This is a genomic window from Pseudomonas sp. SMV7 (genome assembly GCF_052041995.1).
GTDB lineage: Bacteria > Pseudomonadota > Gammaproteobacteria > Pseudomonadales > Pseudomonadaceae > Aquipseudomonas.
Genome location: NZ_JBKGGT010000016.1, coordinates 39,818 through 65,022 on the forward strand (window position 1 = coordinate 39,818; position 25,205 = coordinate 65,022).

Annotated in this window: 25 protein-coding genes; 7 read left to right on the forward strand and 18 right to left on the reverse strand. The window is 64.9% G+C overall.

The window, feature by feature from the left end; genetic code table 11:
- Nucleotides 1–79 precede the first annotated feature (79 nt).
- The gene (speB, locus tag ACLEJP_RS18795) at nucleotides 80–1,045 is read right to left on the reverse strand and encodes an agmatinase (protein ID WP_440808752.1); all 966 of its coding nucleotides are present in this window, start codon (nucleotides 1,043–1,045) and stop codon (nucleotides 80–82) included.
- 24 nt (nucleotides 1,046–1,069) lie between these two features.
- Nucleotides 1,070–2,149, reverse strand: a complete 1,080-nt coding sequence (locus ACLEJP_RS18800) for a polyamine ABC transporter substrate-binding protein (protein ID WP_440808754.1) — start codon at nucleotides 2,147–2,149, stop codon at nucleotides 1,070–1,072.
- A gap of 102 nt (nucleotides 2,150–2,251) precedes the next feature.
- Between ACLEJP_RS18800 and ACLEJP_RS18805 the strand changes: the two genes are divergently transcribed.
- On the forward strand, nucleotides 2,252–3,142 hold the full coding sequence (locus ACLEJP_RS18805; RefSeq protein ID WP_440808756.1) for a LysR family transcriptional regulator: 891 nt from the start codon (nucleotides 2,252–2,254) through the stop codon (nucleotides 3,140–3,142).
- 201 nt (nucleotides 3,143–3,343) lie between these two features.
- Here ACLEJP_RS18805 and ACLEJP_RS18810 read toward each other — a convergent pair whose 3' ends face one another.
- Complete coding sequence (locus ACLEJP_RS18810) at nucleotides 3,344–5,770, reverse strand: TonB-dependent siderophore receptor (RefSeq protein ID WP_440808879.1); 2,427 nt, start codon at nucleotides 5,768–5,770, stop codon at nucleotides 3,344–3,346.
- A gap of 147 nt (nucleotides 5,771–5,917) precedes the next feature.
- On the reverse strand, nucleotides 5,918–7,039 hold the full coding sequence (locus ACLEJP_RS18815) for a sigma-70 family RNA polymerase sigma factor (RefSeq protein ID WP_440808758.1): 1,122 nt from the start codon (nucleotides 7,037–7,039) through the stop codon (nucleotides 5,918–5,920).
- Between the two features lie 134 nt (nucleotides 7,040–7,173).
- On the opposite strand from ACLEJP_RS18815, the gene ACLEJP_RS18820 reads away from it, so the two are divergent.
- Nucleotides 7,174–7,656, forward strand: coding sequence for an LEA type 2 family protein (locus ACLEJP_RS18820; RefSeq protein ID WP_440808761.1), 483 nt, complete (start codon nucleotides 7,174–7,176; stop codon nucleotides 7,654–7,656).
- Between the two features lie 18 nt (nucleotides 7,657–7,674).
- On the opposite strand, the gene ACLEJP_RS18825 is transcribed toward ACLEJP_RS18820, so the two are convergent.
- On the reverse strand, nucleotides 7,675–7,938 hold the full coding sequence (locus ACLEJP_RS18825; protein ID WP_025338356.1) for a hypothetical protein: 264 nt from the start codon (nucleotides 7,936–7,938) through the stop codon (nucleotides 7,675–7,677).
- Nucleotides 7,939–8,060: 122 nt separating this feature from the next.
- On the opposite strand from ACLEJP_RS18825, the gene ACLEJP_RS18830 reads away from it, so the two are divergent.
- The gene (locus tag ACLEJP_RS18830; protein WP_440808763.1) at nucleotides 8,061–8,381 is read left to right on the forward strand and encodes a DUF883 family protein; all 321 of its coding nucleotides are present in this window, start codon (nucleotides 8,061–8,063) and stop codon (nucleotides 8,379–8,381) included.
- Nucleotides 8,382–8,403: 22 nt separating this feature from the next.
- Here ACLEJP_RS18830 and ACLEJP_RS18835 read toward each other — a convergent pair whose 3' ends face one another.
- Nucleotides 8,404–9,021 (reverse strand): tRNA-(ms[2]io[6]A)-hydroxylase, encoded by a 618-nt coding sequence (locus ACLEJP_RS18835; protein ID WP_440808764.1) that lies wholly within the window; start codon nucleotides 9,019–9,021, stop codon nucleotides 8,404–8,406.
- Between the two features lie 154 nt (nucleotides 9,022–9,175).
- Here ACLEJP_RS18835 and ACLEJP_RS18840 point away from each other — a divergent pair, with 154 nt between their 5' ends.
- A complete protein-coding gene (locus ACLEJP_RS18840) occupies nucleotides 9,176–10,039 on the forward strand; it encodes a universal stress protein (protein WP_440808766.1) in 864 nt (287 codons plus the stop codon).
- A gap of 252 nt (nucleotides 10,040–10,291) precedes the next feature.
- On the opposite strand, the gene ACLEJP_RS18845 is transcribed toward ACLEJP_RS18840, so the two are convergent.
- The 12 genes from ACLEJP_RS18845 to ACLEJP_RS18900 all read right to left on the reverse strand — a co-directional run bounded on the left by ACLEJP_RS18845 (nucleotide 10,292) and on the right by ACLEJP_RS18900 (nucleotide 22,828).
- The gene (locus ACLEJP_RS18845; protein ID WP_440808768.1) at nucleotides 10,292–10,495 is read right to left on the reverse strand and encodes a formate dehydrogenase subunit delta; all 204 of its coding nucleotides are present in this window, start codon (nucleotides 10,493–10,495) and stop codon (nucleotides 10,292–10,294) included.
- Complete coding sequence (fdhF, locus tag ACLEJP_RS18850) at nucleotides 10,492–13,374, reverse strand: formate dehydrogenase subunit alpha (RefSeq protein ID WP_440808770.1); 2,883 nt, start codon at nucleotides 13,372–13,374, stop codon at nucleotides 10,492–10,494. Before fdhF ends, ACLEJP_RS18845 begins: the two co-directional genes overlap by 4 nt.
- Nucleotides 13,371–14,930 (reverse strand): formate dehydrogenase beta subunit, encoded by a 1,560-nt coding sequence (locus ACLEJP_RS18855; protein WP_440808772.1) that lies wholly within the window; start codon nucleotides 14,928–14,930, stop codon nucleotides 13,371–13,373. Before ACLEJP_RS18855 ends, fdhF begins: the two co-directional genes overlap by 4 nt.
- Nucleotides 14,924–15,406, reverse strand: coding sequence for a formate dehydrogenase subunit gamma (locus tag ACLEJP_RS18860; RefSeq protein WP_440808773.1), 483 nt, complete (start codon nucleotides 15,404–15,406; stop codon nucleotides 14,924–14,926). Before ACLEJP_RS18860 ends, ACLEJP_RS18855 begins: the two co-directional genes overlap by 7 nt.
- A 305-nt stretch (nucleotides 15,407–15,711) precedes the next feature.
- On the reverse strand, nucleotides 15,712–16,287 hold the full coding sequence (locus ACLEJP_RS18865; RefSeq protein WP_440808776.1) for a hypothetical protein: 576 nt from the start codon (nucleotides 16,285–16,287) through the stop codon (nucleotides 15,712–15,714).
- A gap of 136 nt (nucleotides 16,288–16,423) precedes the next feature.
- Nucleotides 16,424–17,074 (reverse strand): DUF998 domain-containing protein, encoded by a 651-nt coding sequence (locus ACLEJP_RS18870; RefSeq protein ID WP_440808778.1) that lies wholly within the window; start codon nucleotides 17,072–17,074, stop codon nucleotides 16,424–16,426.
- Between the two features lie 109 nt (nucleotides 17,075–17,183).
- Nucleotides 17,184–17,843, reverse strand: coding sequence for an HAD hydrolase-like protein (locus ACLEJP_RS18875; protein ID WP_440808780.1), 660 nt, complete (start codon nucleotides 17,841–17,843; stop codon nucleotides 17,184–17,186).
- 99 nt (nucleotides 17,844–17,942) lie between these two features.
- On the reverse strand, nucleotides 17,943–18,497 hold the full coding sequence (locus ACLEJP_RS18880; RefSeq protein ID WP_170029128.1) for a helix-turn-helix domain-containing protein: 555 nt from the start codon (nucleotides 18,495–18,497) through the stop codon (nucleotides 17,943–17,945).
- Between the two features lie 125 nt (nucleotides 18,498–18,622).
- The gene (locus ACLEJP_RS18885) at nucleotides 18,623–19,981 is read right to left on the reverse strand and encodes an aspartate aminotransferase family protein (protein ID WP_440808781.1); all 1,359 of its coding nucleotides are present in this window, start codon (nucleotides 19,979–19,981) and stop codon (nucleotides 18,623–18,625) included.
- A 69-nt stretch (nucleotides 19,982–20,050) separates the two neighbouring features.
- A complete protein-coding gene (locus tag ACLEJP_RS18890) occupies nucleotides 20,051–20,824 on the reverse strand; it encodes a gamma-glutamyl-gamma-aminobutyrate hydrolase family protein (RefSeq protein WP_440808783.1) in 774 nt (257 codons plus the stop codon).
- Between the two features lie 75 nt (nucleotides 20,825–20,899).
- The gene (locus ACLEJP_RS18895; protein ID WP_440808785.1) at nucleotides 20,900–22,246 is read right to left on the reverse strand and encodes a glutamine synthetase family protein; all 1,347 of its coding nucleotides are present in this window, start codon (nucleotides 22,244–22,246) and stop codon (nucleotides 20,900–20,902) included.
- A gap of 27 nt (nucleotides 22,247–22,273) precedes the next feature.
- Nucleotides 22,274–22,828 carry a helix-turn-helix domain-containing protein gene (locus ACLEJP_RS18900; protein ID WP_440808787.1) on the reverse strand — a complete coding sequence of 185 codons (555 nt, stop codon included), beginning with the start codon at nucleotides 22,826–22,828 and terminating at the stop codon, nucleotides 22,274–22,276.
- 193 nt (nucleotides 22,829–23,021) lie between these two features.
- Between ACLEJP_RS18900 and ACLEJP_RS18905 the strand changes: the two genes are divergently transcribed.
- From ACLEJP_RS18905 to ACLEJP_RS18915, 3 genes are read left to right on the forward strand one after another with little or no spacing between them, the layout of a single operon-like run.
- On the forward strand, nucleotides 23,022–23,369 hold the full coding sequence (locus tag ACLEJP_RS18905; protein WP_440808790.1) for a metalloregulator ArsR/SmtB family transcription factor: 348 nt from the start codon (nucleotides 23,022–23,024) through the stop codon (nucleotides 23,367–23,369).
- Between the two features lie 23 nt (nucleotides 23,370–23,392).
- A complete protein-coding gene (locus ACLEJP_RS18910) occupies nucleotides 23,393–24,676 on the forward strand; it encodes an arsenic transporter (protein WP_440808792.1) in 1,284 nt (427 codons plus the stop codon).
- Nucleotides 24,677–24,703: 27 nt separating this feature from the next.
- Complete coding sequence (locus ACLEJP_RS18915; RefSeq protein WP_440808794.1) at nucleotides 24,704–25,174, forward strand: arsenate reductase ArsC; 471 nt, start codon at nucleotides 24,704–24,706, stop codon at nucleotides 25,172–25,174.
- Nucleotides 25,175–25,205: the final 31 nt, after the last annotated feature.

Below are 25,205 nucleotides of genomic sequence, written 5' to 3' on the forward strand. Positions count from 1 at the left end.
GTATGGGCCTTGGGGGCTGCTGCGCAGCCCTTTCGCGACACAAGGCCGCTCCCACAAAGGTCGTGGCAGCGGCCGCGGGTTACTGGCCCTTGCCTACCTTGTGCCGCGCCGCATACAGGCACAGCATTTCCATCGCCAGGGTCGCCCCCGCCAGCGCGGTGATATCGGCGTGGTCATAGGCCGGTGCCACCTCCACCAGGTCCATGCCCACCAGGTTGATACCACGCAACCCACCGAGAATTTCCAGCGCCTGCAGCGTGCTCAGCCCGCCGCACACCGGCGTGCCGGTACCGGGCGCATAGGCCGGGTCGAGGCAGTCGATATCGAAGGTCAGGTACACCGGGCGCTCACCCACCCGCTGGCGGATCGCCGCAATCACCGCCTCGGTGCCCTGGCGCTGCACCTGGCGGGCATCGAGGATGGCAAAGCCCGGGTTGTCGTCATTGGTGGTGCGCAGGCCGATCTGCACCGAACAGGCCGGGTCCACCAGGCCTTCGCGGGCGGCATGCCAGAACATGGTGCCATGGTCGATGCGCTGGCCCTCCTCGTCCGGCCAGGTGTCGCTGTGCGCATCGAAGTGGACCAGCGCCAGCGGGCCGTGGCGCCGGGCGTGGGCCTTGAGCAGCGGATAGCTGATGAAATGGTCGCCGCCCAGGGTGAGCATGGCGCAGCCCGCCTCCAGAATATGCGCCGCATGCGCCTCGATGCTGTCCGGTACCGATTGCGGCGTGCCGCTGTCGAAGGCGCAATCGCCATAATCGATCACCGCCAGGTGGTCGAACGGGTCGAACGTCCACGGCCAGTGCCGGGCCCAGGCCTGCTGCACCGAGGCGGCGCGGATCGCCCGTGGGCCGAAGCGCGCGCCGGGGCGGTTGCTGGTAGCGGTATCGAACGGCACGCCGCTGACGACCACATCGACGCCACGCAAATCGCGGCTGTAACGGCGGCGGGAAAAACTGGTGATACCGGCGTAGGTACTTTCCGCGGCGGTGCCATACAGGCTGTCGCGGGTCATGGCCTGGTCATTGTTTGCAGCGTGTTCCACGGTCGGGCTCCTATTCATCTTCGGTTACTGGCGGCTGCGGAAGGCGGCCCACAGGCGGTTGCGCTGACGCAGGTCGGCCAGGGCCATGCTGCGGTCGGCATATAGCCGCTGGCGTACTGCCTGCGGCGGATAGATGTCCGGGTCATTGCGCACGGCTGCGTCCACCAGCGGCGTGGCTGCCTGGTTGGCGTTGGCGAAGAACAGCGTATTGGTCAGCGTGGCAACCGACTCGGGCTTGAGCATGAAGGCAATGAACGCCCGCGCCGCTTCGAGGTGCGGGGCGTCCCTGGGGATGACCAGGTTGTCCTGCCACACCAGCGTGCCCTCGCGGGGGATGCGGTAGACCAGCTCGAACGGCTTGCCGGCGCGGCGCGCCTGGTCGGCGGCCATCGCTGCATCGCCGTTGTAGGTCAGTGCCAGGCACACGCTGCCGTTCGCCAGGTCGCTGATCTGCCGGCCATTGGCGACATAGCCGATCGAAGGCTGCAATTGGCTCAACAGCTGCTGCGCCGCAGTCAGGTCGGCCTTGTTCTGGCTGTACGGGTCCTTGCCCAGGTAGTTCAGGGCGACGCCGATCACTTCCTGCGGCGAGTCGGGCATGGCGATGCCACAGTCCTTGAGGCGGCTGGCGTACTCGGGCTTGAACAACAGGTCGAGGCTGTCCAGCGGCACATCGCCCAGGCGCTGGCGTACCGCTTCGACATTCACCCCCAGGCCCAGGGTGCCCCAGGTGTAGGGCACGGCATGGCGGTTGCCGGGGTCGGCTTCGGCGAGCTTGGCCAGCAGGTCCGGGTCGAGGTTGGCATAGCCGGGCATGCCCTGGGCATCGAGCGGCTGCAGGGCATTGGCCTTCAGCGCGCGGGCCAGTACGCTGGAGGACGGCACCACCACGTCGTAGCCACTGCCCCCGGTCAACAGCTTGGTTTCCAGCACCTCGGTGGTGTCGAAGGTGTCGTAGCGCACCTTGTAGCCGGTCTCCTGCTCGAAGCGCTGCAGGGTTTGCGGGGCGACGTAGTCGGCCCAGCTGTAGAGATTGACGACCTTTTCCTCGGCCTGCAGTGGCAAGGCCAGGAGCAGAGATAGCAGGCACAACGGGCGATGCATGGCGGACACCTCGGCAAATGGGTGGATGCCGCGAGCATGCCAGCCGGGTTACATTGCAGAAATGGCAAGTTTGCAAAGCTGACATTCACCAGGAGCAATGTAATGCTCGGACAACTGCACGACCCCGACCTGCACCTGCTGCGGCTGTTCGTCACTGTAGTCGAGGCCGGTGGCTTCAGCGCCGCCCAGGGCGTGCTGGGCCTGAGCCAACCCACCATCAGCCAGCGCATGGCGCAGCTGGAGACGCGCTTGGGCTACCGCCTGTGCAGCCGGGGCAAGGGCGGTTTTGCCCTGACCGAAAAAGGCGTGTTACTGCTGGACGCAACGCGTGGCCTGCTGCTGGACATCGAGCGTTTCCGCCAGCAGGCCAATGGCGTTGCCGGGCAGCTGCTGGGGACGGTTCGGGTCGGCATGGCAGAGAACCAGGACAAGGCGGTGAACCTGCGGCTTGCCGCGGCCATCGCGGCGTTTCGCCGGCGTGCCGAGGCGGTGCAGCTGGAGCTGATCAGTGCGCCACCGGCGGAGCTGGAGCGGCTGTTGCTGGAGCAGCGGCTGGATTACGCCATCAGCTATTTCTCCGGCAACCAGGCGGCGTTTGATTACCAGCCGCTGTTCGAGGAGCAGCAGCGGCTGTATTGCGGCAACGGGCATGTGCTGTTCGGCGTAACGGCCGTGGCGCGCGAACGCTTGCTGGAACTGGACCAGGTGCGCCATCCGTACCGGTTTCTCAAGGGCGGCGAGCCGTTCCAGAGCCGGCGCAGCATGGCAGTCGCGGAGCAGATCGAGAGCGTGCTGACGTTTGTCCTGTCGGGGCGGCATATCGGTTACCTGCCCCGTCATTACGCGCAGACGTGGGAGGATGAGGGGCTGTTGTGGGCGCTGGATCCGGGGCTGGATTTCGTGGTGCCGTTTACCTTGGCCCGGCATCGCGCGCAGGGGGTTGGCGAGGCACAGCAGGCATTTGCGCAGGATTTGCTGGCGGCGTTTGCCTGAACCGGCCGCATCGCGGGCTTGCCCACAGGTACGGCACTGGCGCTGTACCTGCAGGCGCGGCTTCAGCCGCGATCACCGGCGCAGCCGGTGCCATCCACGGCGTCGCCGGCTTCGCGGATAAATCCGCTGCTACAGGTGTGAACCGCGCCGGCTTCGGGTTGATGCTGTACCTGTAGGGGCAATTTCACCCCGGGGCCAGGTTTAGTAAGCCATGCTCCAGGTCAGGGTGTAGGTGCGCCCACGTCCCTGGTAGTCATACAGGTACGCCGGCCCGTAGGTTGGCGAGTAGAACAGCGTCGCGCGCTGCCCCCACACCGTGCTGTACTGCTTGTCCAGCAGGTTCTGGATGCCGGCGCTGAAGGTGCCGAAGCCGGTGTCCTGGCTACCCAGCAGGTCGAAGGTGGTGTAGCCGTCGATCTCGTGGTCGGCGTCGTCCTTCAAGCTGAACGCGTGGTTGGCCTGCAACCGCGCCGTGCGCCCGTCACCCTTCCAGCCGACAAACGCGGTGGCCTTGGACAGCGAGGCATAGCGGGCATCCCGCTTGATCCAGTCGCCATCGGCATCCTCTTCTTCGGAACGGGTCAGGTGCAACGTGCCGCCGGTTTCCCAGCCGCTCTGGAAGTGGCGGGTCAGCGCACCTTCGAAACCGAAGTCACGGCTCTTCTGCTCTTCCACATCAATGGTCAGGGTTCGCGAATCGACGTTGATGATCTTGTCCGACCAGATGTAGTACAGCGCTGCCTGGGCATCCCAGTCCAGGTCGGCATAGCGCCAGCCCAGTTCCACCTGGCGGCTCTTGATACCGGCCAGCGGGTTGTCGGCGACACTCAGGCCGGGCTTGCCGTAGTACTTGGCCGGGTCGGGCAGGTCGAAGCCTTCGCCGTAGTTGGTCCACACCTGGTGACCGTTCTTGAAGTCGTAGATCGCGCCGACGTTGAACAGGTTGACCTGGTAATCGTTGCTACCACCCGGCACGCCCTTGAAGTCGCTGACATCCACGTCCATCTGCTGGCGCCGTGCGCCACCGGACAGGGTCAGGTTGTCGCTGGCATGCCAGTCCAGCTGGGCATACAGCGAAACACCGTCGACCTGATAGCTGGGGTAGCGCGCGGCCTTGCTGTCCTTGTCCAGCTGCAGGCCGCCGGATTCGGAGGAAGTCTGGGCGTTGAAGGTGGTCTGCTGGGCATTGAAACGCTCATGGTCCAGATCGACACCATAGGTCAGCTTCAGCGTGTCCCACTGCTTGGCGAACAGGCCCTTGAGGCTGGTGACCTCGAAGTTCTGCTGCGAGGCGGCAAAGTACACCCCGCGCGAGCCCGTGGGGGTGGCGCGGTTGTAGTACGGGAACGGGTAGAAGTTGTCGTTTTCCTTGCGGTACGAGGCCTGCAGGTAGAAATCCTGGCCCAGCACGTCGGTGTGGTGGTAGTTGGCGTTGAGCAGCAGGCGCCGGGTACGCGGCTCCAGCCCGGACGAGTAGCCGCTGCGCAGCTCGGCGTCTTCCAGGTCGGACGGGGCGTTGTAGTTCAGGTTGGGGAAGTAGATACCCGTGCTGCCATGGTTACCCGAGTCATAGTACTGGGCCAGCAGGTCGAGGCTCTGCTGGTCGTTCAATTGCAGCCCGAGGGTACCGAGCACGTCGACAGTGCGGTTGTACTGCAGGTCGGTCTGGGTGTTGTCGATGAAGATCTGCTCGCCCGCACCGTCGTAAAAGGCTTCGTTCTGCTCGCCGGAGATACCCAGGCGGGCATTGACCCGCTCGTTGCCACCGCTGATCGACTGGGCGATACGGGTGGCCAGGTCGTCGCTGTTGTTGAAGCCGCTGCTGGCGCCAAGCTGGGTCTCGAAGCGCGCCGGGCCCGGTTCGCCCTTCTTGGTCACGATGTTGATGATGCCGCCGGTGGCGCCGCCGCCGTAGATGGCGCTGGCGCCGGACAACACCTCGACCCGCTCGACGTTGAACGGCGAAATGCTGTCGAACTGGCGCGACAGGCCGCGCGAGCTGTTCTGGCTGACCCCGTCGATCATCACCAGTACGTTGCGCCCGCGCATGTTCTGGCCATAGTTGGTGCGCCCTTCCGGCGCCAGGTCGAGGCCTGGCACCAGTTTGCCGATGGCTTCCTTCAGGCTGACGCCGCTGTCGATCTGCTCGCGCAGCTGCTGTTGGTCGACCACCCACACGGTGCCGGGGATTTCACTGATCGCGGTACTGGTGCGCGAGGCCACGCTGACTTCGATCGGCTTTAGGTTAACGGCCTGCGGCGCCGTTTCGGCCTTGTGCAGGGTCACCGTGCCGGCATCGCTGAACTGCCAGCGCATGCCGCTGCCGGCCAGCAGCTGCTGCAGCGCCTGCTCGATGCTGTAGCTGCCCTGCAAGGCCGGGCTGGCCTGGCCGGCGACATCGGCGGTGGTGTACAGCAGGTGCAGGCCGGCCTGGTCGGCGAAGTGGGTCAGGGCCTGATCCAGGGGCTGGGCTGGCAGGTCCAGCTGGACCTGGCGCGCCTGGACCTGGGCCTGCTCGGCAGCAGTCGCGGCGCCTGCGTGCAGCGGGCCGAGCAACAGGGCCAGGGCACTGCAGGAGATCAGGGCGTGGTGAAAAGGGACACGGCGGCGGGGCAAGGGCTTGAGCATCAGAGGCACGGATGAGCTTCCAGACAAGTCGTAAATGAGAATGAGTTGCTGATCAGTCCCCCTACGACGATCTGGCGTGCCGAAACTTGCAGTGGCAAATGGAAAATATTTCCATTCCCGTGCCGCGAAGCGGCACGCACAGGCAAATCAATAAACCACTGCAAGCCACGGCAGGTAGGTAACCCGCAGGCCATAGCGCTGCTCCAGGGTCCGCAACAGCGCTTGCGGCTCATCGAGGTCGAACACCCCGCTGACTTCCATCGCCGCCAGCTTGCTGTCCGACAACACGATCCGCCCATGCCGGTAACGCTCGAGCTCCGCCAGCACCTGCCCCAGCGGCTTGCCGTTGAAGATCAGTTTGCCGCGCTGCCAGGCCATCTGCGCGCTGGCATCGGCAGCGACGGGCAGCGCATGCCCGCCAACCCTGGCCTCGCCGCGCGCCAGCACCACATGGCCATCACGGCGTACGCTGAAGGTGGCCGCACTGCCCTGCACAGGCTCGCCGGCGGTGTCGACCACAAACGGCCGCGGATCATCGCGGGTCTCGAACAAGGCCTCCCCGGACTCCAGCACTACCCGCCGTTCGTGGTCATTGAACACCACGCTCAGGGCACTGGCGCTGTTCAACGTCACCCGCGAGCCGTCGGCCAGGACAATGACCTGCCGCTGCCCTACCCCGGTGTGATAATCCGCCAGCAGCACCGGCGCCTGCTGCCAACCGGCCGCACCAACGGCCAGCAACAGTGCAGCAGCCAGCCCTGCCTGCCTGAGGTGGTTGCGGCAATGGCGCAGGGCCTGGCCGATGTACTTGGCCACCATGCTCTCGGAGACGCCCAGCCGTTGTGCGACCTGCGCCTGGGTCAGGCCGTCGATGCGGTTGAGCAACAGGGCCTGGCGGGCATTGGTGGGCAGCTGCAGCAGCGCCTGGTCGAGGGCTTGCAAGCGCTCGCGGGCCAGCAACGCAGCCTCCGGCGCCGGTGCCGGGCAGGCTACCTCGCCGGCCTCGTCGCCATACCCGTGGCTGGCCGCGATGCGCTGTTCGCGGCGCAAGGCATCGATCGCCAGGTTGCCGGCCACGCGGAAGATGAAACGCCGCGCATGCAGCACCGGTACCGCCTGCTGGTCGATGTTGACCAGCTTGAGGTAGGTTTCCTGCGCCACATCGGCGGCCCGCTGGCGGTCGCTCATGCGCCGGGTCAAGAATTGCAGCAGGTCGTCGTAGTGTTCCTGGAAACTCGTCAACAGGCCCGACACGGGTGAAGTCAGCATGGGGTAGGTACGGCCAGTAAGAGAAATTATCGGACGTGAATGAGAAACAGTATCTTTCATCTGTACCGACACTTTCAACGCCGTCACGCATTTGCCACACTGACCGACCGCTCACTACGACAAGGTCGTCCGCCATGACTGCCCGTCTGTATCGCTACACCCGCCTGTCGCTGATCGTGCTGCTGGCCTGCGCCCAGGCGGCCTGTGCCCTGCTCCAGCCACGCGACCCGGTGACGATCAGCGTGATCGGCATCGAGCCGCTGCCAGGGCAGGAACTGGAGCTGCGCATGGCCGTGAAAATGCGCGTGCAGAACCCTAATGAGACGCCGATCGACTACGACGGCATTGCCTTGAACCTGGAGGTGAACGGCCAGCCGCTGGCCGCTGGGGTGAGTGACCAGCAAGGGCATATCGGCCGGTATGGCGAAACAGTGGTCGTGGTGCCGGTGAGCATCACGGCATTCGCCGTCCTGCGCCAGGCCTATGGGCTGGGCCAGGTGGATTCGCTGCAGGGCTTGCCTTACAAGCTACGCGGCAAGCTGGCCGGCGGCGCGCTGGGGACGGTGCGCTTTACCGACGAAGGCCAGCTGGACCTGCCCAAGGGCACCTACCGCTAGGCGCCGGGCCAGGGCTGCTCAGCGGTTGGCGCTGGCGGCGGCCATCAGTTTGTTGACTTCGCTGCGCACCATGTTGGCGTATTCCGGTGGCGACATGCCGTCCAGCTCGGCACGCACCCACTCGGCCCACTTGCCCTTGCGCCGGGGCTTTTCGGCGATCAGCCGCGCCGCTTCGCCCTTGGCCTTGCCCAGGTTGTTCTGCCACAGCTCGAACAGCCGGGCCTTCTCTGCCTCGATCTGTGCCCGTTCCTCGAAGCTCATGTTGGCCAGATTGAAACTCATGAATCACCTGCCTGATCGTAAATGGCGGCTATCTTACACCAACAGCTCAGCCACGCGCCGAGGCAACTTTTCTGGCGCACCGGTATCCATTGTTCAAACCAACCATCGACGAGGACGCGTTCATGGCCCGCAAAAACGCCACGCTGACTGACAGCGATCAGATCAAGGACCAGGTATTCAGTGAACTGCAGGCGCTGATCGAAGAATCAGAACGGCTGCTGAACGATAGCGCCGCCCTGGTAGGTGACGAGGCAGAAACCTTGCGCGCCCAGGTGAGCCTGAAACTGCGTCAGGCGCGCCATGCCGCCAACCGGGTGCGCAACAAGGCACAACCGGTGGTGGAGGCGACCCAGGACTACATCGGTGGCCACCCGTGGCAGACCGTGGCGGTTTCTGCCGGCCTCGGGCTGCTGGTCGGGCTGCTGCTGGGGCGCCGCCACTGAGGCCCGGGCCGCCGGGTGCGAGTCAGGCGGCCTGCGCCAGTGGGATACCACTGTGGAAGCGCAGTTCCTGATCCGCTGACTGGATCAGCTCGACTTCCGCTGCGCGGACCAGTTCCACCCGGCGGGCGATGTCTGCCTCATCGCCGTAGTGATGCGCCAGTTTCAGGTAACCCTGGTAATGGCGCGCTTCGCTTTTCAGCAGGCCGTGGTAGAAGCGGCCCAGCTCCTCGTCCAGGTGCGGCACCAGCGCGGCAAAACGCTCGCAGCTGCGCGCCTCGATGAACGCCCCGACTACCAGCGTATCGACCAGCTTGACTGGCTCGTGGGCCCGCACCAGCCGCCGCAGCCCCGACGCATAGCGCCCCGCCGACACCGGGCGCAACGGCACGCCACGGCGTTTCATCAGGCGCAGCACCTGCTCGTGGTGCACCAGCTCCTCGCGGGCCAGGCGCGACATCATGTTGATCAGGTCAAGGTGGGTGTTGTACTTGGCGATCAGGCTCAACGCGGTGCTGGCGGCCTTGAATTCGCAGTTCTTGTGGTCGATCAGCAGGGTTTCCTGGTCGGCCAGCGCCGCTTCGATCCAGGCATCTGGCGTCGGGCAACCAAGAAAGGCGTCGATTTCGGGGATCAGGGACATAAGCGTGCAACCACACAGGCCAGGCAGGGCTGGCGATTATACCGGCGGCGACGGGCGACGCCAGTGACTATGCTTGATGTGTATCAAGCGCCAGCGGGGGAAGCGCCGACTATAGTCAGGCATTGGTCGCCACCTTTGAACGGAGTTCACGCCCATGCAAGCCGTCCGCAGCATCCTCGTCGTGCTCGACCCTACGCACGCCCACAGCCGGGCCCTGACCCGGGCCAAGCTGATTGCCGGCGTCACCGGCGCGCGCCTGCACTTGCTGATGTGCGACAAGAAGCATGACCACAGCGCACTGCTGAGCCTGCTCGGCAGCCAACTGCATGATGACGGCTACGACAACGTCACCCATGAACAAGCCTGGCATGACAGCCTGCATGAACCGATCATCACGGTGCAGCAGGCCGAAGGCTGCGAGCTGGTGATCAAGGAACACCGCCCGGACAACCCGCTGAAAAAGGCCCTGCTTACCCCCAGCGACTGGAAACTGCTGCGCCAGTGCCCGAGCGCCGTGCTGATGGTCAAGAGCGAGCGACCATGGGCCGGTGGCAAGATCCTCGCCGCCGTGGACGTGGGCAACCAGGACGAAGACCACCGCCGCCTGCATGCCAGCATCATCGACCATGGCTTCGAGATTGCCGAGCTGGCCAAGGGCGAGCTGCATGTGATCAGCGCGCATCCTTCGCCAATGCTGTCGGCCTCGGACCCGGTGTACCAGTTGAGCGAGACCATCGAACAGCGTTATCGCGAGGCATGCAAGGCGTTCCAGGCCGAGTACGACATCAGCGAGGAGCGCTTGCACGTGGCCGAAGGGCCGGCAGATGTGCTGATTCCGCATACCGAGCGGAAGCTCGATGCGGTGGTGACGGTGATCGGTACGGTGTGCCGCACGGGAATTTCCGGGGCATTGATTGGCAATACCTCGGAAGTGGTGCTGGATGCGCTGGTGGGGGATGTGCTGGTGCTCAAGAGCGAAGAGGCCATTGCCCACCTGGCCGAGCTGGCCCGCGGCTGAATCCAGCCTGTCGGGACCCTGTCGCCGGTAAGCCAGCACCCACAGCGACCGCACTGACCTCGCGTCATTTGCAGCTCACTGCCCGCTTCGCGGAAAAATCCGCGCCTACAGTTGACGCTGCACCTGTAGGAGCGGCTTCAGCCGCGATCACCGGCATAGCCGGTGCCAGCCACCGCGTCGCCTGCTTCGCGGATAAATTGACGCGGTACCTGTGCGCGCTGGCCGGCGATGGGCTGCCAAGCAGCCCGGTGGCTAGCCCAACGCCTCCCGCACCTTCGGGTCGAGCCCCTCCCCTGCAGTGGCCTCGATCCGCTCCACCAGTTGCCGGCGCATCGCCGGCGTCCAGAAGCTGTGCAGATGGTTGCGTACCCCCTGCACCGCCAGCGCGTGGTCCGGCTCGCTGTCGAAGTAATGGGCAATCTGGTTGGCCATCTTGACCAGGTTGTCGACACTCATCGGCGCACCTCGGCCTTTTCTGCACTACGGCGTTCCTGCAGCAACCGCCGCTGTTCCTCACTGAAGTCCTGGTAACGCTTCTGCCACTGCGAAGGCTGGAATACCTTTACCACCTCCACCGCCGTCACCTTGTACTCGGGGCAGTTGGTGGCCCAGTCGGAGTTGTCGGTGGTGATTACGTTGGCTCCCGATTCGGGGAAGTGGAACGTGGTGTACACCACCCCCGGGGCCACCCGCGTACTGACCTTGGCGCGCAACACGGTCTGCCCGGCGCGGCTGCCTATGCCGACCCAGTCACCATCATGGATGCCGCGGCTTTCGGCGTCGGTCGGGTGAATTTCCAGGCGGTCGGCGTCATGCCAGGCGACGTTGGCGGTGCGCCGGGTCTGGGCGCCGACGTTGTACTGGCTAAGGATGCGCCCGGTGGTCAGCAGCAGCGGGTAGCGGTTGTTGACCTTCTCGTCGGTGGCCACGTAACCGGTGAGCATGAAGCGCCCTTTGCCGCGCACGAACTGGTCGATGTGCATGGTCGGTGTGCCGTCCGGCGCGGCGTCGTTGCACGGCCACTGCAGGCTGCCGTGGCGGTCGATTTCGGCGTAGCTGACGCGATGGAAGGTCGGCGTCAGGCGGGCGATCTCGTCCATGATCTCGGACGGGTGACGGTAGTTCATCGGGTAGCCCAGGGCATTGGCCAGGGCCACGGTCGCCTCCCAGTCGGCCTTGCCGGCCAGCGGCTCCATCACCTTGCGCACGCGCGAGATGCGCCGCTCGGCGTTGGTGAAGGTGCCGTCCTTTTCCAGGAACGAGCTGCCCGGCAGGAACACATGGGCAAACTTGGCGGTTTCGTTGAGGAAGATGTCCTGCACCACCACGCACTCCATGGCCAGCAAGGCTGCGGTGACGTGCTGGGTGTTGGGGTCGCTCTGGGCAATGTCCTCGCCCTGGCAGTACAGCGCCTTGAAACTGCCGTCCAGCGCCGCCTCGAACATGTTGGGGATACGCAGGCCCGGGTCAGGCTGCAGGGTCACGCCCCAGGCACGCTCGAACTCGGCGCGTACGCCCTCGTTGGAAATGTGCCGGTAGCCGGGCAGCTCGTGGGGGAACGAGCCCATGTCGCAGGAACCCTGCACGTTGTTCTGCCCGCGCAGCGGGTTCACCCCTACCCCTTCACGGCCGATGTTGCCGGTGGCCATGGCCAGGTTGGCGATGCCCATCACTGCGGTACTGCCCTGGCTGTGCTCGGTCACGCCCAGGCCGTAGTAGATGGCTGCGTTGCCGCCGCTGGCGTAGAGCCGGGCGGCAGCGCGAATCTGTTCGGCGGGTACGCCACAAACCGGGCCGAGCACCTCAGGGGCGTTTTCCGCCAGGCTGACAAAATCGCGCCAGCGGGTGAATGCCTCAGTCTCGCAGCGCGCGTCGATGAAGTCCTGGGCCAGCAGGCCTTCCGTGACGATCACGTGGGCCAGGGCATTGAGCATGGCCACGTTGGTGCCCGGGCGCAACTGCAGGTGCAGCTCGGCGCGGGCATGCGGCGAATCGACCAGGTCGATGCGGCGTGGGTCGATCACGATCAGCCGCGCGCCCTGGCGCAGGCGGCGCTTGAGCTGCGAACCGAACACCGGGTGCGCGTCGGTGGGGTTGGCGCCGATCACCAGCACCACGTCGGCCTGCATCACCGAATCGAAGCTCTGGGTACCGGCGGACTCACCCAGGGTTTGCTTGAGGCCGTAGCCAGTGGGCGAATGGCACACCCGCGCGCAGGTGTCGACGTTGTTGTTGCCGAACGCGGTGCGTACCAGCTTCTGCACCAGGTAGGCTTCTTCGTTGGTGCAACGGCTGGAGGTGATGCCGCCAATCGAGTCGCGCCCATACTTGAGCTGAATGCGGCGGAACTCGCTGGCCGCGTAGCTCACCGCCTCGTCCCAGCTGACTTCCTGCCAGGGGTCTTCCAGGCGCTTGCGGATCATCGGCCTGGTGATGCGGTCCGGGTGGGTGGCGTAGCCCCAGGCGAAACGGCCCTTGACGCAGGCATGGCCGTGGTTGGCGCCGCCATTCTTGTCCGGCACCATGCGCACCAGCTGGTCGCCTTTCATTTCGGCGCGGAACGAACAGCCGACGCCGCAGTAGGCGCAGGTGGTAACGACCGAGCGCTCGGGCTGGCCCAACTGCACCAGGCTCTTTTCGGTCAAGGTTGCGGTCGGGCAGGCCTGCACACAGGCACCGCATGACACACATTCGGAGGTGAGGAAGTTGTCCCCTCCCGCCGCCGCCACGCGGGACTCGAAGCCGCGGCCGGTGATGGTCAGGGCGAAGGTGCCCTGAATGTCCTCGCAAGCACGCACGCAGCGGCTGCAGACAATGCACTTGCTTGGCTCGTAATCGAAGTACGGGTTGGACACGTCTTTCTTTTCGGCCAGGTGGTTGGCCCCGTCGTAGCCATAGCGCACCTCGCGCAGGCCGACCTGGCCGGCCACGGTCTGCAGCTCGCAGTTGCCGTTGGCGGAACAGGTCAGGCAGTCCAGCGGGTGGTCGGAGATGTACAGCTCCATGACGTTGCGGCGCAGCCCGGCCAGGCGTGGGGTTTCGGTGCGCACCACCATGCCTTCGCTGACCGGCGTGGTGCAGGACGCCGGGTAGCCGCGCATGCCTTCGATTTCCACCATGCACATGCGGCACGAACCAAAGGCTTCGAGGCTGTCGGTGGCGCACAGTTTGGGGATGCTGGTGCCAAGCATGGCGGCGGCACGCATTACCGAAGTGCCGGCGGGGACGGTCACGGAACGGCCATCGATGCTCAGGCTGACCTGCACTTCGCTGTCGCGCGCCGGGGTGCCGAGGTCGCTGCTTTTATCAGAAGCGGGGTCGAAGAAATTGATCACTGCGCGGCCTCCGTGTGGGTCAGCCCGAAATCGGCGGGGAAGTACTTCAGGGCGCTGGCCACCGGGTAGGCGGTCATGCCGCCCATGGCGCACAGCGAACCGTACTGCAGGGTGTCGCACAGGTCGCGCAGCAACAAGGCCTGGTCATGCCGTTCGGTCAGGTCGCTGGTGGCGATCAGGCGGTCGACCACTTCCATGCCGCGGGTCGAGCCGATGCGGCACGGGGTGCACTTGCCGCAGGATTCCTCGGCGCAGAATTGCAGGGCGAAGCGCGCCATGCTGGCCATGTTCAGGGTGTCGTCGGCCACCACCACACCGCCATGGCCGAGCATCGCGCCCATGGCCGCGAAGGCTTCATAGTCCAGCGGCGTATCGAAGTGGCTGGGCGGCACCCAGGCGCCGAGCGGGCCACCGACCTGCGCAGCCTTCAGCGGCCGACCACTGGCCGTGCCGCCGCCATAGCCTTCCACCAGCTCGCGCAGGGTCAGGCCGAAGGCTCGCTCGACCAGCCCGCCGTGGCGAATGTTGCCGGCCAGCTGGAACGGCATGGTGCCCAGCGAGCGGCCCATGCCGAAGTCACGGTAGAACGCCGCGCCCTTGGCCAGGATCACCGGCACCGAGGCCAGGGTCAGTACGTTGTGCACCAGCGTCGGCAAGCCGAACAGGCCTTGCAACGCGGGCAGCGGTGGCTTGGCACGGACGATGCCGCGCTTGCCTTCGATGGACTCGAGCAGTGCGGTTTCTTCCCCACAGATATAGGCACCGGCGCCGACCCGCACTTCCAGGTCGAAGGCCTGGCCGCTGCCGGCCACGTCGTGGCCAAGGTAGCCAGCCTCGCGGGCGATGGCGAAGGCCTGGTCGAGCACGCGGATGGCGTCGGGGTATTCCGAGCGCACGTAGATGTAGCCCTTGTCGGCGCCCACGGCGAGGCCGGCGATGATCATCCCTTCGATCAGCAGGAACGGGTCGCCTTCCATCAGCATGCGGTCGGCGAAGGTACCCGAGTCGCCTTCGTCGGCATTGCACACCACGTACTTCTGCTCTGCCCCGGCGTCACGCACGGTGCGCCACTTGATGCCCGCGGGGAAGGCCGCGCCACCGCGGCCACGCAAGCCGGAATCGAGCACGGCGGCGACCACATCGGCACCGCCCAGGGCGACAGCTGCTGCAAGGCCGGCGAAACCGCCATGGGCGCGGTAATCGTCCAGCGACAAGGGCCGGGTGATGCCGGCGCGGGCGAACAACAGGCGCTGCTGGGTCTGGAGATAGGGAATTTGCTCGACCGGGCCCAGCGCCAGCACGTGGCCAGCGGGTTCACCGGCCAACGCATCGAGCAAGGCCGGTACGTCTTCAACGCAAACCGGGCCGAAACCCAGGCGCCCGTGCGCACTGTCGCTCTCCAGCAGCGGCTCCAGCCAGTAGAGCCCGCGTGAGCTGGTGCGCTGGATGTCCACGGCCAGCTGGCGGCGTTCGGCCTCACGCTGCAAGGCATCGGCGACCTGGTCGGCGCCAACCGCACGGGCGACCGAATCACAGGGGATGTACAGCTTCAGCATGCGGCGTCCTCCCGGCAGGCGTTGACCAACGCCCGCAGGCGTTCGGGGGTGAGGCGCGCATGGACCTGGCCATCCAGCTCCAGGGCCGGCGAGCAGGCGCAGGCGCCCAGGCAATAGACCGGGCGCAGGCTGATGGCGCCGTCGGCGCTGGTGCCATGGTCGTCCAGCGCCAGCTGCTCGCGCAGTTGCGCGGCCAGCGCCTCGGCCCCCCGGCTCTGGCACGACTCGGCACGACACAGGCGCAGGGTATGGCGCGCCGGTGGCGTGGTGCGGAAATCGTGGTAGAAGCTGATCACCCCGCGCACCTCGGCGAGACTGAGGTTCAGCGCATGGGCGATTTCGGGAACGACGGCATCGGGGACGTAGCCGATGGCGCGCTGGATGGCATGCAGGATCGGCAACAGGGCGCCGGGGGTATCCTTGTCGCGGGCGAGAATGTCGCGGATCACGGGCAGGTGGAGCAAATCATCAGGCATACAGCGGACCTCGGCATCACGGACCCCGCCTGAATGGTTGTAAGGGCAGGTATCCGGCGTGTTCTGCTGCGGCACGCCGGCCACGTCACGGTTGCGTGGTGCCAGCGGCCTCCTTGCCTGCGGCCGCACGTCTGCGCGTACTGGTCCGAGGCATCCTGCAAGCATGGCACTTGTGGCGCCGGAGGGTTGCGTGCGAGCGACCAGGCGCATCCTGAAACCGACGCGGGGTTCGCACTGCTGTTCGGGCTGCGCTGGCGTTGTTGTAGGCGCGGGCTTCGCGATCGGGCTGCGGAACTGCCTGGCGATCAGTGCTTCCCTTGTGCCGCCTCGGCCGTCTCGATCAGCTTGTCGAACTTGCGGTTCGGCTGGGCGAAGCGTTCATCGCTCTTGGCCCGCGCCCTGACGTTCTGCTCCGAGCTGGCCTTGTCAGCGATAGTCACCACCGTCCAGCCCCGCTCTCTGGACACCCAGTACACCAGTTCTCCGTCGGCAGAAAACGCCTCGAGCCGGCCTCCGCTGTTCGGCACAGGCTTGGCCTGCCGGGTCATCGGCAGCAGCTGCTGGACCCGCGCCTCGTCGGTGCTGGCCAAGCGCAGCTCCACTTGACGAAGCTGGTCGGTCTCGTTGAAGGACGCGTTTACCTGCGTGATGGGAATACCGCCAAGGTTGAAATCGCCCTTCGGGTTACGCCCCTGAACGAACTCGGTGGGTACCTGGTAGTGATAGCCCGTCAACTGCTCGACCTCGCCGAACTGCTGTTGCAGAATGGCCATGGCTTGCGGCTTGGGCATGCCCAGGGTGAACTGGCCGACTTCGAGGGCCGACCAGGCTTGCAGGGGGAACAGCGCGCAGGCGAATAACAGCGGCAGGGTCCGTTTCATTGGCAAATCTTCCTTGAAATGAGCGCTGCACGCTAAACCCTGTGCGCTGATCAGACAATACTGGCAGGTTGCCAAACCGCCCTGCCCCGGCGACAACCCACTGCCTTGTCCATGCAGGGCCGGCAGGCGCTCACAGCTACCGCTGGAGCAGCGCTGCGGACTGTGTCTGGTTGCCACGCAGCGCAGCCCATGCCAGCGCAGCGACCCAGACCACGGACACGCCGTAATTGAGTCGCTGATACAGGCCAAACCCGTGCCCGTCTGCCATGGCTTTGCCCATCATCGCCACGGTGGCGATTGCCAGGACCAGACAAAGCCCGGAGAAACCTGCGAACGCCGGCGAGCCGAGCAATCGCTTGCCCAGCCAACACCACAGCGCGCTCGCCAGCGTCAACGACAGGAACATGACCAGGCCTGCCGCATTGTGGATGTGCTGGGAAATGGAAGGCTGTGCCGGTACGCAGCCCTCGTCACAGGCAAACAGGCCCGTGGCGAAACTGGCCAGGCCGTGTAGCAGTATCAACGCGGCGCTGCACCGGGCCAGGCGCGAACCGGCGAAACGTCGCGCCACCCCCAAGGCGAAAAGCGCGAACAGCAGCCCCAGAGGGAAATTGTTCACCCACGCGGAATACGCATGAGTCGGGGCGCCCACCGCCCCTAACTGGCTCATCGCCTGGTCGAGGTGGTTGTAGCCCGGATAGCCAAGCGCGGTCAGGGATACGCCAAGCAAGAGCCAGACAGGAATCAGAAGCCCTGCGCCCAGCAAGGCCCGGTCGGTGTTGTTCAAGGTGATGCACTCCTTTGCCAGTGATCGATTTCGTCTCGTACGAAACCGCCTCATATCAGGGGACACGTCGGCCATTACGTGGCCATTCTTGCAGCGTGCCGAGGGTGATTTACGGCATGTGGTTTGCCGTACTCGCCGCCTTGGGGCTTGTTGCCAGGCGCCGCAATTCGCCGACCTCGGCAAACCACTCATGGCCGTGGAGCGTGCCGAATGCTTCAGGGGTACCGTAGCCCCAGGCAACCGCGCCAAATGCGATACCCGCTGTCGCTGCGGCTTCACCATCGGTAGGTTGGTCACCTATATAGATGACCTGCTCTGGCGCCACGCCGAACTTGCGCACGAGCCGACGCAAGCGCGATGCCTTGCCGAAAATGGACGCCCCGCATTCAAAGGCGCGGATATGGCGACAGCTGGGGCCCAGCACTTGCGTGACATTGTCCCTGGAGTTGGAAGATACCACTGCCAGGATCAGCCCCTGCTCATCAAGCTGGCTCAACGTATCGGCGATGTCCTGGAACAGCGCGATCGAGCCGCGATGTTTCTTCATCAGGCCAATGAAGGTTCGCGCTACCAGCGGTAGCTTCCAGCGCGGCATGCCGATATGCGACATGATCTCCCGGGCTCCGAGCAGGCGTAAGGCATCCAGTTCTTCCGGACGAATGCGGTTGAAGGCGTGCTTGTCGGCCACCTGGTTGAACACCGCAACGAAGAAGGCAAAGGAGTCCGCGAGCGTGCCGTCAAAGTCGAAGATGGCAAGTCGGTATGACATGAGAGGTTCCTTCCTGGCGTGCTGGCAGCCTTCCTGACAGCCGCGTGAACTGCGCCTGATGACCAAGCGCGTAAATAACCAGCCTTGAGTGCTGTTGATTCAGCTGAACACCCAGAGCACCCGGGTGGGCTTGTCGGTCAGGTTGGCGTAACGAAAACTGGCATGCGGTTGCAGCTGAAAGCTGTCACTGGCGCGCAGCGTTACCGGCTCACCGCCATCCAGCCACACGGTCAGTTCGCCCTCGAGCACGAAGCAGCCCTGTTCCGAGCTGTCGTCCAGGTACTCCTCGCCGCTGCTGGCGCCCGGCTCCAGGTGGCTGTCGAGCATGGAGAACGCCCCGGATATGGTAGGCGATGCCAGCACATCGGTGATGCCGCCGGCCAGATGAAGCGTACGGCGCTCGTGTGGCCGGGTGACCCAGTCGAGCTCGCGCGGCTTGTCCAGCTTGTAGAAATAGGCGGTGGAGACACCGAGTTCTTCGCTGATGGCCGTGAGGTCGGCCACGGTTGGCCGCGAGACGCCGCGCTCGACCTGGGACAGAAAACCCACCGAACGGCCGATGCGCTGGGCCAGTTCGCCCAGGGTCAGGCCCTTGAACTTGCGCAGGTCGCGAATCAGTACGGCCAGGCCTTCGATCTCTTCGTGCACTTTCATGTTGAATCGCGACTATCGGACAGGGAAATTGATGCCCTGAAAAGTACAGGATTCATTGCACAAAGCAAGGTTTCGGGAGGGCAGATCGAGGCCGCCTTGCGGCCCCGGATGGCCCTGGCTGGCGCTTAACCAACAGCCTCGTACGTCAGGTCCAGGCACTTGCGGGCCTTTTCCACCAGTTCATCGATTTCCGCGATGCTGATCACCAGCGGTGGCGCAATGATCATGGTATCGCCGACGGCGCGCATGATCAGGCCATTGTCGAAGCAGTGCTGGCGGCAGATCATGCCGACGCCTTTGCCCTGGTAACGGGCGCGGGTGGCCTTGTCCTGCACCAGCTCGATCGCACCGAGCATGCCCAGGCCGCGCACCTCGCCCACCAGCGGGTGGTCGGCCAGCTCGCGCAGGCGCTGCTGCAGGTACGGCGCGGTCTGCTCGCGCACCTGCTCGATAATCTGCTCGTCGCGCAGGATGCGCAGGTTCTCCAGGCCCACCGCAGCCGCCACCGGGTGGCCGGAATAGGTGAAGCCGTGGTTGAAATCGCCGCCTTCGCTGATCACCTTGGCCACTTCATCACGCACGATCACCCCGCCCATCGGGATGTAGCCGGAGGTGAGGCCCTTGGCAATGGTCATCAGGTCGGGCTCAAGGCCGTAGTAGTCGCTGCCGAACCACTCACCGGTTCGACCGAAGCCGCAGATCACCTCGTCGGCGACAAACAGGATGTCGTAGCGGGCGAGGATCTCCTTGACCTTCGGCCAGTAGGTCTGCGGTGGAATGATCACGCCACCGGCGCCCTGGATCGGTTCGGCGATGAAGGCAGCGACGTTGTCGACGCCAACCTCGAGAATCTTCTTCTCCAGCTGCTCGGCCGCCCACACGCCAAAGTCGGCCTCGGTCATGTCGCCGCCTTCGCCATACCAGTACGGCTGCGGGATATGCACGATATCCGGGATCAGCCCACCCTGCTGGTGCATGCCGCTCATGCCACCCAGGCCTGCGCCGGCCACGGTGGAGCCGTGGTAGCCATTGATGCGGCCGATGATCACCTTCTTCTGCTTCTGGCCCTTGATCGCCCAGTAATGGCGGACCATGCGCAGCACGGTGTCGTTGCCTTCAGAGCCGGAGCCGGTGAAGAACACATGGTTCATGCCTGGCGGGGCGACATCGGCGATGGCCTTGGCCAGTTCCAGCGCCGGCGGGTGCGCGGTCTGGAAGAACAGGTTGTAATACGGCAACTGCTTCATCTGCCGGCTGGCGACCTCGGCCAGCTCATCGCGGCCGTAGCCGACCGCCACGCACCACAGGCCGGCCATGCCGTCGAGTATCTGGTTGCCTTCGCTGTCCCAGAGGTACACGCCCTTGGCCGAAGTGATGATGCGCGGGCCTTTCTCGGCCAGTTGCTTCACATCGCTGAACGGCGCCAGGTGATGGTCGCGGCTCATCGCCTGCCAGGCCAGGGTGCGGGAATTCTGTTCACTCATTGGTTTCACTCCATCTGCTGGCGCAGCCGGGCTGCGCCGTAATTTTTTGTAGGTTGCGAACGGGCGTATTCAAGCGGACAGCATCAGCTTCTGACGCAGTACCGAACGTTGCCGGCAGGCCTTGCCGAAGGTCTGGAAGATGGTCAGGTAGTACGGGTTGTCCATGACCTGGAACTCCGGGTGCCATTGCACGGCCAGGGCAAACCCCTTGCTGTGCTCCACCGAAATCGCTTCGACCAGGCCATCGGGTGCCAGCGCTTCCACCCGCAGCCCGGGGGCCAGCACATCGATGCCCTGGCCGTGGATGGAGTTGACCTCGATGAGCGCCGGCAACCCCATGCGTTCGAGCATGCCGCCGGGCTCGACATGCAGCGCGTGGCGCGGGCCATACTGCTGCTCGATGGGCTCGCCCTTGCCTTCGCGGTGGTCCATGAACAGCCCGGTCTCGTGGACGTTCTGGTGCAGGCTGCCGCCTAGCGCCACGTTCATTTCCTGAAAGCCGCGGCAGATGCCGAGCACCGGCACTCCGGCGGCAATGGCCGCACGCATCAGCGGCAAGGTAGTGGCATCCCGCAGCGGATCGTGATGGGTGCCCTCAGCACTGGCCGGGCCTTGGTAGTGGAACGGTTCGATGTTGGACGGCGAACCGGTGAAAATCAGCCCATCCACCACGTCGAGGATATCGGCGCTGTCAATCAGCTCGGCGAGGCTGGGTATCACGATCGGCAACCCGCACGCCGCCTTGGCCGCCGCCCGTGCGTACTTCTCGCTGATGGTCTGGGTGGCATGCTGCTCGATCACGCGGGTGCATGCGGTAATGCCGATCACGGGCACACGTGGCATATCTTCCTCCGGCAAATCCATGTTGCGCGTTGTATTGAAACGCTGGAAAGAGAGGGCTCGGGTGAGCCCAGGTCGCTACAGGAACCAGCGGTATTCGCGGGCATCGATGTGGCGCATGAAGTCCTGTTGCTCCTGGTACTTGTTTTCGCAATAGACCATCACGAACTCACTGCCCAGGCCTTGGTTGACCACCGGGTGGTGGCGCATGGCGGCCAGGGCACTGAAGGCCTCCTTGGGGAAATCGATGCCACTCTGGCGGTTGTCGTTGAGCGGGGCGATGGGTTCGACGCCGCGGTCCAGGCCATGCTCCATGCCGGTCAGAATGGCCGCCAGGACCAGGTACGGGTTGGCGTCGGCGCCGGTAAGGCGGTGCTCGATGCGCAGGTTGCGCGGGTCGGACTCGGGGATGCGAATGCACGCATCGCGATCTTCGAAACCCCAGCTGGCCTTGCTTGCCGCATTGACCATCGCGCCGTAGCGGCGGTAGGCATTGTGGTTCGGGGCGAAGATCGGCATGCAGTGGGGCAGCAGTTCCAGGCAGCCTGCCACGGCATGGCGCAGCTTGCGTTGCTCGTCGGCCGCCAGGAGGTTGTTGCCGGCATCGTCGTACAGGCTGACGTGCACATGCATGCCGCTGCCCGGCGCGTCCAGGTACGGCTTGCTCATGAAGCTGGCCCGATAGCCATGTTTCATCGCCACACCACGCGTGCTGCGGCAGAACAGTGCCGACCAGTCGGCTGCGCTCAGGGCATCGTCGCTGTGGGAGAAGTTGATCTCGAACTGGCCCGGGCCCAGCTCGGCGGTGATCACGTTCGCTGGCACGCCCTGCTCGTTGGCAACGTCGACCATCTCGTGCAGCACCGGGGCAAAGCGCGACAATCGTTCGATGTGCATGTTCGGCTGGTCGTCCGGGTCGCCGCTTGCCGTGTCGCGCGGGTACTGCGGCAGGCCGTTGGCCAGCTGGCGGTCGAACAGGTAGAACTCCAGCTCGAAGGCCACCACCGGATGGATGCCGCGCCTGGCCAGACGCTGCAGCACACGGGCCAGCACCTCACGGGGCTCGAACTCGATCGGCCTGGCGGTGCCATCGGAGGTGATCAGCATCTGGGCGATCACTTGCTGCTCCCAACGCACCGGCTTCAAGGTACCCGGCACCAGGCGCCGGACGGCATCCGGGTCGCCGTCGGCGAAGCAGTAGTCACCGATCGGGTACAGGCCGCCCTGGGTGCCCAGCAACACACAGTTCTGCGGCAGTTTCAACGGTGTGCCGGCGGCCACCTTTTCCAGCATGTCCATGGGGTAGCGCTTGCCGTAGAAGTGCCCGGGGATATCCAGCGCAATCAGGTCGACATACCGTATTTCTGGGTATCTGGCGCGAAATGCGCGCACTTCTGTCAGCAGATCCGGAAAGATGACACTCATCTTCTTGTCCTTGTGAGGTGAACGAATTCAGTTGAAGACCCAGAGCACACGGGTGGTGGTTTGCGTCAGGTTGGCGTAACGGAATTGCGCGTGGGGGTGCAGCTGGAAGCAGTCGTTGGCCTGCAGGGTCACGGCATCGCCGCCGTCCAGCCAGACCGTGAGTTCGCCTTCGAGCACGAAACAGCCCTGCTCGGAACGGTCGGTCAGGTACGGCTCGCCACTGCAGGCGCCTGGCTCGAGACGGCTGTCGAGCATGGCAAAGGCACCGGTGATGCTCGGTGAAGCCAATACATCGGTGATGCCCGATTCCAGGTACAGCGTGCGCCGTTCGTGAGGGCGCGTGACCCAGCTGATGCCACGGGGCTTGCTCAGGTTGTAGAAGTACGCGGTGGAGACGCCAAGCGCTTCGCTGATGGCGGTGAGGTCGGCCACGCTCGGGCGCGAAACCCCACGTTCGACCTGGGACAGGAAGCCCACCGAGCGGTTGATCCGCGCGGCCAGCTCGCCCAGGGTAAGGTTCTTGAATTTGCGCAGGTCGTGAATAAGGATCGCGAGGGCTTCAACCTCTTCGTGCATCTTCATCGATTCGGACTGCCGTGAAATTTTTAGAGTTATTTTTCATGAAAAAATACAGTAAAAATTTCACGAGTCAAGTCTGCTCGCTTTGATGCCGGTCGTACCCCGCTCGCAAGCCGTCTGGCTCGCTGGCTTCCGATACTTGCTCAAACATATGGTAATCCGTATATTCGCCTATCCATATGTAACGAGCCTCAGCATGATCACCCCTCCAGAACTGTTCAAAAGCCTGGCCGACGAAACCCGCGCGCGCGCCACCCTGCTGATCGCCAGCCTCGGCGAGCTTTGCGTGTGCGAGCTGGTGTGCGCCCTGGGCGACAGCCAGCCGAAGATCAGTCGGCACCTGGCGCAACTGCGTAGCAGTGGCTTGCTGCTGGACCGCCGCCAGGGCCAATGGGTGTATTACCGCCTCAACCCGGCCCTGCCCGGCTGGGCCATCGAGCTGCTGCAGGTGACCCTGAAAGCCAACGCCCAATGGCTGCAAGCCAACACCGAGCGCCTGCAGAACATGGACGGTCGCCCTGTCCGAGCCGGCGCCTGCTGCTGAATCCAATGCCTATCGAGCCTGCCATGCTAGTCGCACTCAGCGTTTTTCTGTTCACCCTCATCCTGGTCATCTGGCAACCCAAGGGCCTTGGCGTCGGCTGGAGCGCCGCGCTCGGCGCGCTGATCGCACTGGCGGCCGGCGCGGTGTCGCTGGGCGACATACCGACCGTGTGGGCCATCGTCTGGAACGCCACCGCCACCTTCATCGCCGTCATCATCATCAGCCTGCTGCTGGACGAAGCCGGTTTCTTCGAGTGGGCGGCGCTGCATGTGGCGCGCTGGGCCAAGGGTAGCGGCTACCGCTTGTTCGCCTTCTGCATACTGCTGGGCGCCGCGGTATCGGCGCTGTTCGCCAACGATGGCGCGGCGCTGATCCTTACCCCCATCGTCATGTCGATGCTGATGGCCTTGCGTTTCTCGCCGGCAGCCACGCTGGCATTCGTCATGGCGGCGGGTTTCATCGCCGACACCGCCAGCCTGCCGCTGGTGGTGTCCAACCTGGTGAACATCGTCTCCGCCGACTACTTCAGGCTGGGGTTCGCCGAGTACGCCTCGGTGATGGTGCCAGTGAACCTGGCGAGCGTGGCCGCCACCTTGCTGGTGCTGTTCCTGTACTTCCGTCGCGACCTGCCGAAGCACTACGCCATCGAGGCCTTGCAGGCGCCGCGCGCGGCGATTCGCGACCAGGCGACGTTCGTGGTGGGCTGGTGGACGCTGCTGGTCTTGCTGGTCGGCCTGTTCGCCCTGGAGCCGCTCGGCATCCCGATCAGTGCGGTCGCGGCCGTGTGCGCCGCGTTGCTGTTCGCGGTCGCTGCACGCGGCCACCGGATCTCCACCCGCCGCGTGCTGCGCGAAGCGCCGTGGCAGGTGGTGATCTTTTCCCTTGGCATGTACCTGGTGGTCTACGGCTTGAAGAACGCCGGCCTGACCGACTTCCTCAGCCACTTGCTCGAGCGCTTTGCCGAGCATGGGGTGTGGGGCGCCGCCATCGGCACCGGCCTGCTGTCGGCGCTGCTGTCATCGGTGATGAACAACATGCCCAGCGTGCTGGTCGGCGCCCTGTCGATCCAGGGCAGTGGCGCCGAGGGGCTGGTGCGCGAAGCCATGGTCTACGCCAACGTGATCGGCTGTGACCTGGGACCGAAGATCACCCCCATTGGCAGCCTCGCCACGCTGTTGTGGTTGCATGTGCTGGAGCGCAAGGGCGTGCGTATCACCTGGGGGTATTACTTCAAGGTCGGCATTTTACTGACCCTGCCCGTGCTGCTGATCACCCTGTCGGCGCTGGCATTGCGCCTGAGCCTCTGATATCCGCCCCCGCGCGAGGAGTTTTCCATGCGAGTTCTGTTCATGTGCACCGCCAACAGTTGCCGCAGCATCCTTTCCGAAGCCCTGTTCAACCATATGGCGCCTGCCGGGTTCGAGGCGATCAGCGCCGGCAGCTTCCCCAGGGGCCAGGTGCTGCCGCGCAGCCTCACTACCCTGCAACAGGCCGGTATAGCCACCGAGGGCCTCAGCAGCAAGGGCAATGATGCCTTCGCAGGCAACCCGCCGGACGTTGTCATCACCGTCTGCGACAAGGCTGCCGGCGAAGCCTGCCCGGTGTACTTCGGCACCGCACTGAAAGCCCATTGGGGGCTGGAGGACCCATCCGAGGTCGAGGGTGACGAAACGCGGATCGACGCGGCCTTCCGCGCTACCTTGGAGCATATCCGCAAGCGCTGCGAAGCGTTCTTCAGCTTGCCGTTTGCCTCGCTGGATCGGGACGGGTTGCAAGAAGAGCTGGAGCGCATCGGCGCGCTGTGAACTCCCGAAGGTGTTGGAAAAGAGCAACCAC